Consider the following 16,836-nt stretch of genomic DNA (forward strand, 5'->3'; position numbering starts at 1 on the left):
CGTCCGGTGAAGGTGGTCTCGCAGCGTCTGGGCCACGCCAGCGCCACCATCACGCTCACCGTGTACCCGCGCGACCACCCCGGTACGGGGCGCGAGGCGGCCGACCGCTTCGCGGCGCTGCTCGAGGGCTGATCCCAGGCGCGAGGCATCACGGCGGTATCACGAGGCCCTCAACAGGCCCGAGAGCAAGACACGCCGAGTCCCTGACCTGCAGGGACACCGGGGTGAAGCTGTGTCCGAGGGGCGACACGGTACGTCCGCACACGCCTTGACGACGTCGGCTGACATCCGGTCCTCGCCAGGCGGACCGTCAGTCGTGGGCATCAGCTCGGTGCGAGATGCGCAAGACCCGTACGAACACTGCGTCGTCATGGATGGAGTAGACGACGCGGTACCGACCTCTGCGGGCGGACCAGCAGTCGGCGATGCGCCCACGTCCCACGGTCCTGGTGGATCACGTTCTGCACACGCTTCGCCCGCCGCTGCCGAGGCGTGAACAGCAAGTGCCTACTGTGACTCAGGTAACCGGCCGACCGCCTCGGTCGGCCCACGACGTCCGGGCGGCACGGGCACGCCCGTCCGCCCCCGGGGACGCGCGGTCGCCTCGTCGGGGCCGACGTGGTCGTCGTGCTCGACAAGGGAGAGACATGCGCACCAAGCTCCACACCGTTGCCGCGGCCGGCGCCGCGGTCGTCGTCCTCGCGTCCTGCTCCTCCAGCGACGGCGGTGGGGACTCCACCGCCTCCGGGGGGCTGACCGGCGAGGGCAGCGGCGAATCGTGCACCATCGAGGGCGAGGTGCCCCTCGGCGCGGTGCTCAGCCTCACCGGCGCAGCGGCCAGCTACGGCGAGTCCCAGCAGCGCGGCCTGGAGCTGGCCGCCGCGGAGCTCGCCGAGCAGGACGGCGTCACCTACGACCTCACGATCGAGGACGACCAGACCGATCCCCGGCAGGGCATCACCCTGTTCGACCAGTTCGTCTCCGACGGCGCGAGTCTCATCATCGGGCCGACGCTGTCCAACGCCGCCGTCCAGGCCGACCCGATCGCCCAGGAGGCCGGCGTCCCGGTGCTGGGCATCTCCAACACCGCCGCGGGCGTCACCGAGATCGGTGACTACATCTTCCGCGACTCACTCACCGAGCAAGCGGTGATCCCGCAGACGATCGCCCAGGCGACCGAACAGTTCGGGCTCCAGGACGTCGTCGTCATGTACAGCAACGACGACGCGTTCACCGAGTCCGGGTACGAGGCGTTCACCGCCGCGCTCGAGGAGGAGGGCGTGAACGTCAGCGAGACGATCACCTTCTCCAAGTCCGACACCGATTTCCGCGCCCTGCTCACCCAGGCGCAGCAGAGCGACCCGGACGCGCTGGTCGTCTCCGCACTGATCGAGGCCGCGGTGCCGCTGGTGACCCAGGCCCGTGAGCTCGGGATCGATGTGCCGATCATCGGCGGCAACGGGTTCAACAACCCGCAGCTGATGTCCGACGCCGGCGAGGCGGCCGAGGGCGTCGTCGTCGGCGCCGCCTGGAACTCGTCGTCCGACAACCCCGAGAACCAGGCGTTCCTCGAGGCCTACGAGGCCGAGTACGGCGCGCAGCCCGACCAGTTCGCCGCTCAGGCCTACACCGGGCTCAAGCTGGTCGACCACGCCGTGCGCGCCAACTGCTCCGCGGAGCGGGACGACATCCAGGAGGCGCTGGGGCAGATCGAGGGCCTGCCCACCGTCCTCGGTGAGTTCTCCATCGACGAGAACCGGGACGCCGACCACCCGGCCGTCGTGCAGGTGGTCCAGAACGGCGAGTTCGCCGTCCTCGAATGACCCGGCACGCGGCGCCGCCGGCTGACCGGCCGGCGCCGCGCTGCGACCCCGCCGGGGCCCCGGTCCTCGGACCGGGGCCCCGGGCGCGCGTCTCGGCTACCGTGCCCGGGCACCCACGACGAGAACAGGCAACGCTGTGCAGCAGCTCCTCAACGGCATCTTCATCGGTTCGATCTACGCGTTGTTCGCCATCGGCTTCACGCTCGTCTTCGGCATCCTCGACCGGCTGAACCTGGCGCACCCCGCGGTCTTCGCCGCTTCCGCCTTCGTCGGCATCGAGCTGGTCGAGCGGGGTGGGCTGTCCCTCTGGGCCGCCCTGCCGATCGTGTTCGTCTTCGGCGCCGTCCTGGGCCTCGTCATCGAGCGCGTGGCGTTCCGGCCGCTCAAGGGCCGGGCCGACGCCCACTTCGCCGGGCTGATCTCCTCCATCGCGCTCGCCGGCATGCTGGTCGCGCTGCTGCAGTGGCGCTACGGTCCGGACACCCGCCGCTTCCCGCCGGGCTCGTTCCCCGACACCCGGTTCGAGCTCGCCGGCGCTCAGGTGACCCTCGTGCAGGTGGTGATCCTCGGGATCTCCCTCGCCCTCATGGTGGGCCTCACGTACATGGTCACCCGGACGCGGCTGGGTCGGGGGATGCGCGCGGTCGCAGAGAACCCGACGGCGGCGCGGGTGCTCGGCGTGGACGTCGACCGGGTCACCGCGATCACCTTCGCGATCTCCTCGGCGCTCGGCGCGGTCGCCGGCGTGCTGTTCGCCATCAACGTGAACACCGCCCAGCTGGGCATGGGTTCGGCGATCGAGCTCAAGGGCCTGGCCGTCATCATCGTCGGCGGCATGGGCTCACTGCCCGGCGCGCTCATCGGCGGGCTGCTGCTGGGCCTGGCCGAGGTGTTCGCCGTCCAGTACATCGGCTCGTCCTGGAGGGACGTCATCGCCTTCGGCCTGCTGTTCGTGATCCTGTTGCTGCGCCCGCAGGGGCTGCTCGGCGCGCGGAAGGTCCGGGAGGTCTGATGCTGGACCAGTACGCCACCACCCTGACCTTCATCGCGCTGGGCGCGATCTTCGCCTACTCCTTCTACGCCGTCCTGATCGCCGGGCAGCTCAGCCTCGGCCAGGCCGGCTTCGCCTCCCTGGCGGCGTTCTCCGGGGCCTCCCTGGCACCCAGCGGAGCTGACGTCGGCGAGATCCCCGCGCTGCTGATCGCCGTGGTGATCGGCATGTCGGTCGGCGCGCTCGCCGCCGTCGTCCTCGGTTTGCCGACCATGCACCTGCGCGGGGTCTTCCTGGCCATCGCCACCCTCGGGTTCGCCGAGGCGGTGCGGGTGGTGCTGCTCAACCAGGAGTGGACCGGCGGCGCCCAGGGCCTCGGGGTGCCCAGGGTCCTCACCGTCGGCATGGCGTGGACCGCGCTCGCGCTGGTGGCCTACTGGTTCTGGCGGATGGGCGGTTCCCGGTACGGCCGCGCCCTGGAGGCCATCCGCGAGGACGAGCTGGCCGCCCGCTCCATGGGCATCGACGTGGGCCGCCACCGGCTCGCCGCCTTCGTCACGGCAGGGGCGGTCGCCGGGCTGTACGGCGTCCTCTACGCCTACTACGTCCGGCTCATCGCCCCCAACGACTTCGACTTCATCGCGGCCGTCGAAGGTCTGGTCACCGCGGTGGTCGGTGGTTCCACGATGTTCCTGGGGCCGCTGCTGGGCAGCGGGTTCCAGACGATCGTCCCGGAGGTCCAGCGGGCGGTCGGGGTGGAGGCCGGCTGGATCCGGCCGTTCCTCGCCGGCCTGCTGCTGCTGGTCGTCATCCTGTTCCTGCCCGGCGGTCTGGCGAGCCTCATCCCACGCCGGACGCGCATGCCGTCCGGGGCTGCCGACGACGACGACGCCGCCGGCCTGGCCGGTCGTCGTCACCCGGCGGCCGGCGAACCGGTGGTCACCCTCGCCGGGCTGGGCAAGGAGTACGGCGGGGTGCACGCCGTCCGCGGCGTGGACCTGGAGATCCGGGCCGGCGAGGTGGTGGGCCTGATCGGCCCGAACGGGGCCGGCAAGACGACGCTGGTCAACATGATCAGCGGTCTGGTCCCGCCCAGCACGGGCAGCGCGACGGTGCTCGGCACGACGATCGGCAGCACGCCGGTGCACCGCATCGCGGCGGCGGGGGTGAGCCGCACGTTCCAGCACTCGAAGCTGTTCAACCGGCTGTCGGCGCTGGAGAACGTGTTGGTCGGCGCCCACCTCGTCAGCCGACCGAGCTTCCTGCGGCGGCTGCTCTGGCTGCCGTCGGCGCGCCGGGACGAACGGGCGGCGCTGCGGCAGGCGGCCCGCTGCCTGGAGCGGGTCGGGCTGACCTCGCTCGCCGCCACCCGCGCCGAGGCGCTGTCCTACGGCGACCAGCGCAGGCTCGAGATCGCCCGCGCGCTGGCCTCCGACCCGTCCCTGCTGATCCTGGACGAGCCGGCCGCCGGGATGAACCACGTCGAGGCGGCGCAGCTGTCGCAGCTGATCAGGTCCCTGGCGCAGGACGGGCTGACCATCCTGTTCATCGAGCACAACGTCGGCATGGTCCTGCAGACCTGCAGCCGGGTCGTCGTCCTCAACTTCGGCGAGGTCATCGCCAGCGGCGCGCCGGACGCTATCGCTGCCGACCCCGCCGTCATCGAGGCCTATCTGGGCTCGGACGACGACGACGTGGACGGCGGCCTGCTCGCCGAGGGAACCCGCGCGGACGCGACCCCGGCCGAGGACGCGCCACCGGATGCGGTCATGAACCTGCGGACCGGTGACGCCGGCACCCTGAACACACCGGACACCAGCCCGAGAGAGGCGACATGAGCGACCCCATCCTCACCGTGGAGGCCCTGCGGGTGACCTACGGGCGGGTGGAGGCGGTTCGGGACGTCTCGTTCCAGGCGCAGCAGGGCTCGCTGGTGACGCTGGTCGGGGCGAACGGGGCGGGCAAGTCCTCGGTCATCAACGCCGTTTCGGGCATGCTGCGGCCGGCCGGCGGGCGGATCACCTTCGAGGGCCAGGACATCACCCGGACGCCGGCCCACAAACTGGTGGGCCGCGGGCTGGTGCAGGTGCCGGAGGGGCGGCAGATCCTCGCCACGCTCACCGTCGAGGAGAACCTCCAGATGGGCGGCTGGCACTCGGGGACCGACGGCGCGCGCTCCGTCGACGCCATGTACGACCGGTTCCCGGTGCTGGCCGACAGGCGGGCGCTGCCGGCCGGTGCCCTGTCCGGTGGCGAACAGCAGATGCTGGCCATCGCCCGCGCCCTGATCGCCGGGCCGAAGGTGATGCTCATGGACGAGCCGTCGATGGGGCTGGCGCCCAAGATCGTCGCCGAGGTGTTCCGTGTCATCGAGGACATCCGCGCCTCGGGGACCACGGTCGTGCTCGTGGAGCAGAACGCCCGCCGGGCGCTGCGCGCCGCCGACCACGGGTACGTGCTGCAGAGCGGGGAGGTCGTGCACTCGGGCCCGGCCGGTGAGCTGCTCGCCGACGAGCGCGTCGTGCAGGCGTACCTGGGAGTCGAGAGCGGCGGTTGACGGCGGGCGAACCGTCGTCCCAGCACGTGCAGCTTCTGTGGTGCGACGCCGGTAGCAGGCGGCCCCCGCTCGACCGCCCGTGCCCATCCCGCCCGGACCACGAGGACCTCTCATGACCAGCACAGCCGGCCCGCGCCGTCGTCCCCGGTGGCGCGAGCTGCGCCCGATGCTCCCGCCCGTCCCCACCCTGCCGACGACCACCACGAGGCTCGCGCAGGCCGCCGACATCGGCGATCTGCGGGTGCTCGCCCGCCGGCGCGCGCCCCGGATGGTCTTCGACTACGTCGATGGCGGTGCCGAGAGCGAGCGCTCGCTCCGGGCGTCCGTCGAGGCGTTCGACCGGGTCACCTTCAGACCGCGTGTCCTCCGCGACGTCGGCACCGTGTCCACCAGCACGGACGTGCTCGGGCGCAGCATCGCTCTCCCGCTCGTGCTGGGCCCGACGGGCTTCACCCGGATGATGCACCGCGACGGCGAGTCGGCCGTCGCCCGCGCCGCTGCAGCGGCCGGGATCCCCTACACGCTGTCGACGATGGGGACCACGACCGCCACCGACGTCGCCGCAGCCGCCCCGGAGGGGTGGAACTGGTTCCAGCTCTACGTGGTCCGGGACCGCAGCCGCAGCCGGGACAGTCTCCAGCTGGCCCGGGATGCCGGCATGGACGTGCTCGTGCTCACCGTGGACGTGCCGGTCGCGGGCGCCCGGCTGCGCGACGTCCGGCACGGCATGACCATGCCCCCGTCGCTGCGATGGCGCAGTGCCCTGCAGGCCGTGCGCCGTCCCGCCTGGTGGGCGGACTTCCTCACCAGCGAGCCCCTCGCCTTCGCCACCGTCGGCGGCGCTCCGGGCGACCTGGCCGGGATCATCAACACGATGTTCGACCCGGGCGTCACGCTCGCCGACATCGAGTGGATCCGGAGTGCCTGGGGCGGCAAGCTCCTCGTCAAGGGCGTGCAGGACGTCGTCGACGCGCAGAGCCTGGCCGGCATCGGGGTCGATGGCCTCGTCGTCTCCAACCACGGTGGCCGGCAACTCGACCGCGCACCGGCCCCGCTCGACCTGCTCCCGCACGTGCGCGAAGCGGTGGGCGAGGAGATGGCGGTGTTCCTCGACGGCGGCGTCCGCAGCGGAGCCGACATCGCCGCCGCGGTCGGCCTCGGGGCCACGGCCGCATTCATCGGCCGCGGCTACCTCTACGGCCTGATGGCCGGAGGTGAGGCCGGCGTGCAGCGTGCACTGACGATCCTGCGCATCGAGTACGAGCGGACCATGCAGCTGCTCGGAGTGACCACGACCGGCGAGCTGACCGACGCCCGCGTGAGCTTGCGCTCGTGAACGAGCTGTCGGCCTGCACCCTCCGGGACGGCCGCCGCTACAGCTGAGCCGAGCAGGGCGCTCCGGACGGCGTCCCGCTTCTCTTCCTGCACGGCACACCGGGCGGCCGGCTCGGCGTGGCCGCGCACCACGAGCAGTACGAAATGGGGAACTGCCCCGATCCAGTTGACCTCTTCCCTGTGCCGGGGGGCGAGCGTGTGGGACCTCGGGCCCGCCTGCTCCCGCCGGTGCGCGGGGCAGCTCAGGCTGGGGGGGCCAGCGGCTCCCGGCACTCGACGTCGGCGATGAAGTCACGGAGGACGGGGTAGACCTCCGCCTCCCAACGGGAGCCACTGAACACGCCGTAGTGGCCGACGCCGGCTTGCAGGTGCTGGTGCTTGCGGTGGTCCGGGAGCCCGGTGCAGAGGCCGTGCGCGGCCAGGGTCTGACCGGGCGAGCAGATGTCGTCCCGGGCACCTTCGATGGTGAGCAGGTCGGTGCTGGTGATGGCCCCCGGATCGACCGGGACGTCCCGCCAGGTGAGCCGCCCGGTGGCCAGCCGGTTCTCCTGGAAGATGCGGCCGACCGTCTCGAGGTAGAACTCCGCAGGGACGTCCATCACCGCGCCGTACTCGTCGTAGAAGGCGCGGGTCGTCGCCGCCCGTTCCTCTTCGCCGGTCACCAGGTCGAGGTAGAGCCGGAGGTGGGCCCCCAGGTGCCGCTTGGGGTTCATCGACATGAACGCCGTCAGTTGGACGACGCCCGGGTACACGCGGCGGCCGGCGCCGGCGTACCGCGCCGGCACGGTGTCGATGAGTCTGCGTTCGAAGGAGGCCAGCGGCTTGGTCGCGGCCATCGTGTTGATCCGGTTGGGGTTCACCCGGGTGTCGACCGGTCCGGCCATCAGCGTCAGGCTGCTCGGCTGGGCCACGTCGCCCTCGGCGGCGAGCAGTGCGACAGCCGCCAGGACGGGGACGGCGGGCTGGCACACCGCGACGACGTGGGTGTCCGGACCGAGGTGACGGAGCGCCTGCATGACGTGCTCGATGTACTCGTCGAGCCCGAACGTGCCGTCCGCGACGGGGATGTCCCGGGCGTTGTGCCAGTCCAGGACGTGCACGTCATGGTCACCCAGCAGGGTCTGGATGGTGGGCCGGATCAGCGTCGTGAAGTGTCCCGACATCGGCCCGACGACGAGCACGCGTGGCTGCCCGGTCACCGACGGCTTCTGGAAGTGGATGAGCGTGGCGAACGGCGTCTGGAGCGTCGGGCGCTCCGTCACGACGGCCATCTCGCTGCCTACCGGGACGGCGTCGATCCCGAACGGCGGACGGTCGTGGGTCGGGCGGGCATGGGCGAGGATGTCGCAGGCTGCCCGGGCGTGACGGACGCCCAACCCGGCGAGCGGGGCCGGCACCGCGTTCAGCGCCCGTGCGGTCCGCTCCGACGCGGTCACCAGCGGAGAGGCGATGCGGCGCTGGAGGTCGTAGGCGGTGTAGAGCATGCGGTCCTGTCCTCACGACGGAGTGGGTGCGGGGTGACGCACCTCACGTATCGGTCACTGTATCCGTGGCCCCGAGGCGGGTCGCGTCGACTCGCCCGTTCGCCCGTCTCGCGTTGACGGCCTTGCCAGGCCGGGGCCATGCTCGCCCGTGCCCGGAGCTGCGCAGGTGGAGCCATGGGGGCTCCAGCTCCGAGGAGTCGCGGGTGCGCCGCGACCGAGGGGGACGCGATGACAGCGACACAGGAGAGCGGCACCAGGACGGGCGACAAGCTCCTGGGCAAGGTGGCCTTCGTGACCGGTGGGACCCGCGGGATCGGCGCGGCCATCTGTCGCAGTCTCGCCGCCCAGGGCGCCGACGTCGCCGCCGGCTACAGCGGCAACCAGGAGGCGGCGGAGAAGTTCGCCCAGGGCTTCGGCGACACCTTCCCCGACCGGCAGGTCACCATGCACCGCGGTGACATCGGCTCCGCGGACGACTGCCGCCGGTGTGTCGCCGAGGTGGTCGAGCAGCACGGCCGGCTGGACATCCTGGTGAACAACGCCGGCATCACCGTCGACCGGACCGTGGCGAAGATGGTCGACGACGACTGGCGACGGGTGATCGACGTCAACCTGTCCGGGGCCTTCTACCTGTCCCAGGCCGCGCTGGCGCACATGCTCGAGCGGGGGAGTGGGCGGATCGTGATGATCTCCTCGGTGATCGGCGAGACGGGTGGGATCGGGCAGGTCAACTACGCCTCGGCCAAGTCGGGGCTGTTCGGGCTCACGAAGACCCTCGCCCGCGAGGCGGCGATGCAGCTGCAGCGCGCCGGTCACACCGACGGCATCGGCATCACCGTCAACGCCGTGACGCCGGGGTACACCGCGACCGAGATGCTCGACGCCGTTCCGGAGAAGGTGGTCGCCGGTCTCCGGGCGAAGATCCCGCTGGGTCGGCTCGGACAGCCGGAGGAGGTCGCCCGCGTCGTGCACTTCCTGGCCGCCGACGCCTCGTCCTACATCACCGGCCAGGTGTGGGGGGTCAACGGCGGGCTCGACATGTGAGCCCGTTCCAGCGGTGCGGCCTCGGCCCTGCGCCGATGACCTGACCGATCCGTCGACGGGGGAGGGGTGTGCGGGTGTTCCACCGCATCGCAGTGGTCAACCGGGGCGAGCCCGCTCTGCGGCTCATCCGGGCCGTGCGCGAGCTCAACGCCGAGCACGGCACCGCGATCCGCGTGATCGCGCTGCACACCGAGGCCGAGCGCCGGGCCTCCTTCGTCCGCGCTGCCGACGAGGCCGTCGTCCTCCGCGAGACCGGTGGGGGGACCCCGTACCTGGACCACGGAGAACTCGGCCGGGCGCTGCGGGCCGGCCGAGCCGACGCCGCGTGGGTCGGCTGGGGTTTCGTCGCGGAGGACCCCGCGTTCGCCGAGCTGTGCGCCGACCTCGGCGTGACCTTCATCGGGCCGCCGCCGGGGGCCATGCGGCTGCTGGGCGCCAAGATCGAAGCCAAGGTCCTCGCCGAGCAGACCGGCGTCCCCGTCGCGCCGTGGAGCGGCGGCCCGGTCGAGACCGTCGAGGACGGTCACCGGCACGCTGCCGTCATCGGCTATCCGCTCATCGTCAAGGCCAGGAGCGGCGGTGGCGGCCGGGGGATCCGCGTGGTCCGCGCCGAGGACGAGCTGGCGGAGGCCCTCACCCGCACGCAGGCCGAGGCGGCGCGGACCTTCGGGGACCCGATCGTGTTCATGGAGCGACTGGTCGAGGGCGGCCGGCACGTCGAGGTGCAGGTGATCGCCGACCAGCACGGGGCGGTGTGGGCACCCGGGGTACGGGACTGCTCGGTGCAGCGGCGCAACCAGAAGGTGCTCGAGGAGTCCAGCTCGCCGGTCCTGAGCCGCGAGCAGGACACCGCCTTGCGCGAGTCGTCCATCGCGCTGGTCCGGGCCGCGGGCTACGTCGGTGCCGGCACGGTCGAGTTCCTGTACCAGCCCACCGAGCAGCTGTTCACCTTCCTCGAGGTCAACACCCGGCTGCAGGTCGAGCACCCGGTGACCGAGGTGACGACCGGGCTCGACATCGTGAAGCTCCAGCTGCACGTCGCCGCCGGCGGCCGGCTCGTCGGGGACCCGCCGGCGGAGTCCGGGCACGCCGTCGAGGCGCGGCTCAACGCCGAGGACGCCGAGCAGGGGTTCGCCCCGGCACCCGGCCGGGTCGAGCTGATGCGGCTCCCCACCGGCCCGGGCGTCCGCGTGGACACCGGCATCGGCGTCGGGGACGTCGTCCCGCCGCTCTACGACTCGATGGTCGCCAAGGTCATCGCCTGGGGGCGGGACCGCCCCGAGGCGCTCGCGCGCCTGCGGTGCGCGCTGCGCGAGACGACCGTCGTGCTGCGGGGCGGCACCACCACGAAGTCCTTCCTGCTCGACCTGCTGGACCGGCCGGAGGTCGTGGCGGGCACCGCCGACACCGGCTGGTTGGACCGCACGGGCAACGAGCAGGCGGAGACCATGCCCAACGGCTTCGTCGCCCTCCTCCAGGTGGCCGTCGACGCCTCCGACTCCGAGGAGGCCCGGGAACGCGCGGCCTTCCTGGCGTCCGCCCGGGGCGGACGACCGCGCGCGCCGCACGAGGTGGGGCGCACGGTCGAGCTCGGCCACCGGGGGCAGGTCTACCGCCTGACCGCCGCCAAGGTCAGCCGCGACCGTTACCGCGTCGAGCTCGGCGGCCGGTCCGTCGACGTGGACGTCGACCGGCTGAGCCCGCTGGAGAGCCGTCTCACGGTCGACGGCCGGCGCTTCTCCGTCGTCGCGGTGACGGCCGCCGGCTCGCACCTGGTCGAGGTCGACGGCGTGTCCCACCGGGTCACCCGCGACGCCGGCGGACTGGTGCGCGCGCCCGCCCCGTCGGTCGTCGTCGCCCTCCGGGTCCAGGCCGGGCAGGAGGTCGAGGCCGGCCAGACGGTCGCCGTGCTGGAGAGCATGAAGATGGAGACCGCCGTGCGGGCGCCGTTCGCCGGCCGGGTCCGCCAGCTGCTCGTCGGGCCGAACGTGCAGGTCGATGCCGGCGTCGCGCTGCTCGACCTGGAACGGACCGGTGGGGACGTCGAGGAGGCCACGGGCGAGCGGATCGCGCTCCCCGGACCCGCGGACGCGCAGCCCGACCCGCACGCGACGGCGGCGCCGCTGCTGGCCGAGCTGGAGGCGCTGATCACCGGTTGGGACGTCAGCGCCGACCACGCCCGGGCGTTGGTCGCCGAGTACTGCACGGGCCGCAGCGAGCTGCCGGTGGACGACCCGGAACTGCTCCGCGGCGAGCTCGCCGTGCTCACCACGTTCGCCGACCTCTGCGAGCTGGCCCGCAACCGTCCGGCGAGTGAGGAGGAGGAAGCCGACCAGCAGGTGCACAGCCCGCGGGAGTACTTCCACGCCTACCTGCACTCCCTGGACGTCGAGCGGGAGGCGCTGCCGGAGAGCTTCCGCGCCCGGCTCTCCCGGGCGCTGCTGCACTACGACGTCCGCGACCTCGAACCGGGCCCGGCGCTGGAGGAGGCGGTGCACCGCATCTTCCTCGCCCAGCAGCGCATCGCCGACCAGCTCCCCGCGGTCCAGGCGCTGCTGGAGCGCTGGCTCGACGCCGGCAGCCCTTCTCCCGGGCCGTCGCGGGCCGAGGTGGGGGAGGTGCTCGACCGGCTCGTCACCGCGACCCAGTTGCGCTACCCGACCGTCGGTGACCTGGCCCGCGCCGTGCGCTTCAGCTGGTTCGAGGAGCCGGTGCTGCAGCGGGCCCGACAGGAGGTGCTCGACGAGGCCGACCGGTTGCTGACCGAGCTCGACGAGGCCGGCGCGCGCGGCGACACCGGCGCCGGCATGGCCCGGATCGAGACGCTGGTGGCCAGCCCCGAGCCCCTGATCCGGCTGCTGGGCCAGCGTGCCGGACGGCCGACGACGGAGCCCGATCCCGTGCTGGAGGTGCTGACCCGCCGCTACTACCGCAGCCGCGACCTGCAGCACGTGCGGACCTCCCTGCTCGGCGGTCACTCGTGCGTCTCGGCGGACTACGAGCTGAACGGGTCCCGGCTGCACCTGGTGGCACTGATGGCCGAGCGGGAGGCCCTCCCCGCCGCACTGTCCGCGCTCGCGCGGGCGGCCGAGGACGTCGCCGACCCCCCGCACCTGCTGGTGGACCTCTACCTGTCCTGGCCGGACCGTCCGGCGGACGCCGACACGATGGCGGCGGAACTGCGCGACCTGCTGGACGCCGTGGCGCCGCTGCGGAAGGCCCGCCGGGTGACGGTGACGGTCTCCACCCCCGACGGTGACGCGGAGACCGTGACCTTCCGACCGGCGCCGGACGGCCCAGGAGCGGACGGCGCAGAAGCGGACGGCCGGGACGCGGGCGGGCTCGTGGAGGACCGGATCATCCGTGGACTCCACCCGCTGACCGCGCAGCGACTCAACCTGTGGCGCCTGAAGAACTTCGACGGTGTGCGCCTGCCGTCGGCCGAGGACACGTACCTGTTCCACATCGGCGCGAAGGAGAACCCGAACGACGAACGGTTCATCGCGATGGCGGAGGTCCGCGACCTGACCCCGGTCCGGGACGACGCGGGCGAGGTCGTCGCGTACCCGACGGTCGAGCGGCAGCTCACGGCCTGTCTCGACGGGCTGCGCCGGGCGCAGTCCCACCGCAGGTCGCGCCGTCCCCTGGACCACAACCGGGTGTTCCTCTACGCCTGGCCGTCCATCGAGGTCCCGCTGGCGGAACTCGCGAGCCTCGCCCGGGCGTCGGCGCCGCTCACCGCGGGAGCGGGGCTGGAGGAGATCATCCTGCTGGCCCGGCTGCAGGAGGAGGGTTCCGCGACGCCCCGCGAGGTGGCGCTGCGCTTCGCCTACGCACCCGGCACCGGCGTGAGCATGCGGGTCACCGACCGGCCGACCGAGCCGATGCGGCCGCTGGACGACTACACCCAGAAGGTGCTGCGCTCGCGCGCCCGCGGCACCGTGTACCCCTACGAGCTCGCGCCGCTGCTCGCCGGTCCGGGCGGCACCTTCGTCGAGCACGACCTGGACGACGCCGGCCGGCTGGTGCCGGTCGAGCGCCCACCCGGCCGCAACCGCGCCGGCATCGTGGTCGGCGTGGTGACCACGCCGACCACGCGGCACCCCGAGGGCATGACCCGGGTGGTGCTCTTCGGCGACCCCACGAAGGCCCTGGGCACCGTCGCCGTCCCCGAGTGCGCCCTCGTCGTCGCCGCGATCGACCTCGCCGAGGAGCGCGGCATCCCGGTCGAGTGGTTCGCGCTGTCGTCCGGGGCCAAGATCTCGATGGACAGCGGGACCGAGAACATGGACGGGGTGGCGCGGGCGCTGCGCCGGCTGATCACGTTCACCCAGGCCGGCGGGGAGGTCAACGTCGTCGTGGCCGGCATCAACGTAGGTGCGCAGCCGTACTGGAACGCCGAGGCCACGATGCTGCTGCACACCAAGGGCATCCTGGTCATGACCCCGGACAGCGCGATGGTGCTCACCGGAAAGCACTCCCTGGACTACTCCGGGGGCGTGTCGGCCGAGGACAACTTCGGGATCGGCGGCTACGACCGGGTGATGGGACCCAACGGTCAGGCGCAGTACTGGGCGCCGAACCTGACCGCGGCCGTCGAGCTGCTGTTCCAGCACTACGAGTACGCCTACGTCGCCCCCGGCGAGCGCTGGGCCCGACGCTCCGACACCGGCGACCCGGTGGACCGTGACGTGCGCTCGTTCCCGCACCAGCACCCGTCCAGCGAGTTCACCACGGTCGGTGACATCTTCTCGGCCGAGACGAACCCGGACCGGAAGAAGGCCTTCGACATCCGGACGGTCATGCGGGCCGTCACCGACCAGGACCACCCGGTGCTCGAGCGCTGGGCGGGCATGGCGGAGGCCGACACCACCGTCGTCCAGGACGCGCATCTCGGCGGCCACCCCGTCACGATCCTGGGGATCGAGTCGCGGCCGATCCCGCGGCGCGGCAGCTTTCCGGCGGACGGCCCCGACCAGTGGACCGCCGGCACGCTGTTCCCGAAGTCGTCGAAGAAGGCCGCGCGGGCGATCAACGCGTGCAGCGGCAACCGGCCACTGGTGGTGCTGGCGAACCTGTCGGGCTTCGACGGCTCGCCGGAGTCGTTGCGCAACGTGCAGCTGGAGAACGGGGCCGAGATCGGCCGGGCGATCGTCAACTTCGACGGCCCGATCGTCTTCTGCGTCGTCTCCCGGTACCACGGCGGCGCCTTCGTGGTCTTCTCCGGCGCCCTGAACGACAACATGGAGGTGCTGGCCGTCGAGGGCTCCTACGCCTCGGTCCTGGGCGGGGCGCCCGCGGCCGCCGTCGTGTTCACCGGCGAGGTCGACAAGCGCACCGCCGCCGATCCCCGGGTGCGCGACCTGGAGGCCTCGGTGGCCGCGGCCGACGGGGTGGAGCAGGCCCGGCTCCGGGTGGAGCTCGCCACCCTCCGCAGCACGGTCCGTTCGGAGAAGCTGGGCGAGGTCGGGGCCGAGTTCGAGGCGGTGCACGACATCGAGCGGGCCCGCCGGATGGGTTCCGTGCACGCCATCATCCCCGCCGCCGAGCTGCGCCCCCGCCTCATCGACGCCGTGGAGCGAGGGATGCAGCGCGCCACGCAGGACCCGTCGCACGCACTCCAGGAGGAGTCGACATGAACGCGTTCGCCCTCAACAAGCACGGTCGTCTGGTACTGCCCACGAACATCTTCCCGCAGCTGGACTTCTCCACCATGGAGTCCTTGGAGCAGCTCGACAGCGTCATCCGCCGGGACTTCGAGACCAAGGCCCCCAGCGGCACCGACATCCTGGACAAGGTCCGGGTCGGCGGCTACGAGAGCCGGTACGCCCTGATGCGCGACCTCGCGCTGAACCTGTTCTGGGCCAACCGCTTCGCGATGACCATGTACGACAAGCGGCCGACCCGCTGGGCCGACGTGCCGCGGACCCGGACCGACGTGTTCCTGCCCGTGCTGGAGCCGTGGGAGGACGGCGACACCAAGATCGCCGCCGTCCAGGCCGCCTACCCGACGCTGCCGGCCCAGTGGGACGAGCCCGTCGAGGACCGGATCTTCGAGATCCTGTTCGACGTCTTCGGCAACCGCAGGAACCACGCGACCACGCTCCCGGCCGTCAAGCCCACGGTCGCCCAGTTCCTGGAGACGCCGGCCAACCTCACCTTCCGGCTGCCGGACTACGACCCGGACTACCCGGTCTACGACTACACCGACATCCTCGACTGCGACGAGGAGGTGCCCGAGCTCGAGGCGCTGCTGCGGTGGGCGATGGTGCTGCACAACCAGTACCCGTGGGACCGGTCGCAGGTGGAGCTGGTCGAGGCCGGCCAGCTGGCCGACGACGACTACGTGGTGACCTTCCACCCGCGGGACGCCGAGGTGCGGGCCTTCCTGCGGCGCCTGGACGCCGGCGTCCGGAGCCGTCCCGCGGCGCCGGCGCGGGAGAGCCGGCCGCCGGTGCGACCGTTCCCGGAGATCGACGTGCGCCGGCAGTTCGCCGTGTTGCCCCGCCTGGAGTCGCTGGCCGCCGTGCACGGCGACCAGGTGTGCAGCAACGAGGACCTGATCCGCAACTCCGCCTACAACTGGTCGCCGATGGGCGCCGACGAGATCGGCGCCAAGACCGGTATCCGGCAGCGCCAGTACAGCTCGCTGAGCCTGGAGGAGCTCGGCCTGCAGGCTGCGCAGGCGGCGCTGGCCAAGGCGGGGCGGGAGCCGGAGGAGATCGGCGGCGTCCTGGTGTGCACCTGCACGAGCTCCCGGCTGATCCCCTCGCTGGCCACCTACATCTGCGGTCAGCTCGGGATCCACCAGACCCACGCCGCCTACGACCTCGTCGCCGCCTGCGCGGGGATGCCGTACGGGCTGGCCGAGGCGACCCGGCTGCTGCAGGAGGTCGACCGGCCGGTCCTCGTGGTGTGCGTCGAGAAGTTCTCGGACAAGATCGGCAACGTCCGCACCTCCCGGATGATCTTCGGGGACGGCGCGGCGGCGATGGTCGTGGGACCAGCGCCGGACGGCGCGGCGCCCGACTTCCACTACCTGCAGACCTACGCCAGCGGCCCGGCCAGCGAGGTCAACTCGATCATCTGGCCCAACCCGGTGTTCGACAACAACATCACCGTCTTCGGCCCGCACGTGAAGGCGCTGGCGGGCCGCTACCTCGCGCAGATGATCGAGGAGATCACGGCCCTGCCCGACCCCGACGGCCGGGCGGGCTCCCTGCTGGAGAGCATCGACCTCATCGTCCCGCACCAGGCCAACAAGACCATGGTGCTGCAGCTGGCCGAGCAGGCCGGGCTCACGCCCGATCAGCTCTACTTCAACATCGAGGAGGTCGGCAACACCTCGTCCGCGAGCATCCCGCTGGCCATCCACGACGCGGTGCGGGACGGCGTCATCACCGCACCGGTGCGCATCTTCGCGCCGGGCTTCGGCGCCGGAGCCGTGGCCGGCTACACCGTCCTGACGCTGGACCCCGCGGTCGTCGCCGTACAGCAGGGGGCCGCCCCGGAGCGCGATCACGCCGAGCCGGCCCTCCCGGCGTCGGACGGGGCCTCGCCGGCCTCGGAGGACATGCGGGTGGCTTTCGGGTGACGGCGGTC

The 16,836-nt window shown here is 72.4% G+C and carries 11 protein-coding genes; 9 read left to right on the forward strand and 2 right to left on the reverse strand.

All coding sequences use genetic code 11. From position 1 onward, the window contains the following. The first annotated feature begins 6 nt into the window (after positions 1-6). On the forward strand, positions 7-132 hold the full coding sequence (locus tag O2W15_RS10055; protein ID WP_269179314.1) for a hypothetical protein: 126 nt from the start codon (positions 7-9) through the stop codon (positions 130-132). 178 nt (positions 133-310) lie between these two features. On the opposite strand, the gene O2W15_RS10060 is transcribed toward O2W15_RS10055, so the two are convergent. Continuing rightward, positions 311-442, reverse strand: coding sequence for a type II toxin-antitoxin system RelE family toxin (locus O2W15_RS10060; RefSeq protein ID WP_269179315.1), 132 nt, complete (start codon positions 440-442; stop codon positions 311-313). Between the two features lie 205 nt (positions 443-647). On the opposite strand from O2W15_RS10060, the gene O2W15_RS10065 reads away from it, so the two are divergent. From O2W15_RS10065 to O2W15_RS10085, 5 genes are all read left to right on the forward strand, one after another. Continuing rightward, complete coding sequence (locus O2W15_RS10065) at positions 648-1,823, forward strand: ABC transporter substrate-binding protein (protein ID WP_269163104.1); 1,176 nt, start codon at positions 648-650, stop codon at positions 1,821-1,823. A 136-nt stretch (positions 1,824-1,959) separates the two neighbouring features. Continuing rightward, entirely contained in the window at positions 1,960-2,835 is an 876-nt protein-coding gene (locus O2W15_RS10070; protein WP_269163103.1) for a branched-chain amino acid ABC transporter permease, read from the forward strand. Further along, positions 2,835-4,652, forward strand: a complete 1,818-nt coding sequence (locus tag O2W15_RS10075; protein ID WP_269179316.1) for a branched-chain amino acid ABC transporter ATP-binding protein/permease — start codon at positions 2,835-2,837, stop codon at positions 4,650-4,652. Before O2W15_RS10070 ends, O2W15_RS10075 begins: the two co-directional genes overlap by 1 nt. After that, on the forward strand, positions 4,649-5,371 hold the full coding sequence (locus O2W15_RS10080; RefSeq protein WP_269163101.1) for an ABC transporter ATP-binding protein: 723 nt from the start codon (positions 4,649-4,651) through the stop codon (positions 5,369-5,371). The genes O2W15_RS10075 and O2W15_RS10080 overlap by 4 nt, the downstream gene beginning before the upstream one ends. A 112-nt stretch (positions 5,372-5,483) precedes the next feature. Further along, a complete protein-coding gene (locus O2W15_RS10085; RefSeq protein ID WP_269179317.1) occupies positions 5,484-6,707 on the forward strand; it encodes an alpha-hydroxy acid oxidase in 1,224 nt (407 codons plus the stop codon). Between the two features lie 241 nt (positions 6,708-6,948). Here O2W15_RS10085 and phaZ read toward each other — a convergent pair whose 3' ends face one another. Further along, positions 6,949-8,190: a polyhydroxyalkanoate depolymerase gene (gene phaZ / locus O2W15_RS10090; protein WP_269179318.1), complete on the reverse strand. Its 1,242-nt coding sequence runs from the start codon at positions 8,188-8,190 to the stop codon at positions 6,949-6,951. Positions 8,191-8,418: 228 nt separating this feature from the next. Between phaZ and fabG the strand changes: the two genes are divergently transcribed. The 3 genes from fabG (at position 8,419) to O2W15_RS10105 (ending at position 16,828) form a co-directional block, all read left to right on the forward strand. Next, entirely contained in the window at positions 8,419-9,234 is an 816-nt protein-coding gene (fabG, locus tag O2W15_RS10095) for a 3-oxoacyl-ACP reductase FabG (protein WP_269163098.1), read from the forward strand. A gap of 74 nt (positions 9,235-9,308) precedes the next feature. Then, positions 9,309-14,873 carry an ATP-binding protein gene (locus O2W15_RS10100; RefSeq protein WP_269179319.1) on the forward strand — a complete coding sequence of 1,855 codons (5,565 nt, stop codon included), beginning with the start codon at positions 9,309-9,311 and terminating at the stop codon, positions 14,871-14,873. Beyond that, positions 14,870-16,828 carry a 3-oxoacyl-ACP synthase III family protein gene (locus O2W15_RS10105; RefSeq protein ID WP_269179320.1) on the forward strand — a complete coding sequence of 653 codons (1,959 nt, stop codon included), beginning with the start codon at positions 14,870-14,872 and terminating at the stop codon, positions 16,826-16,828. Before O2W15_RS10100 ends, O2W15_RS10105 begins: the two co-directional genes overlap by 4 nt. Positions 16,829-16,836: the final 8 nt, after the last annotated feature.

The sequence above is a fragment of the Modestobacter sp. VKM Ac-2979 genome, assembly GCF_026967995.1.
GTDB lineage: Bacteria > Actinomycetota > Actinomycetes > Mycobacteriales > Geodermatophilaceae > Modestobacter.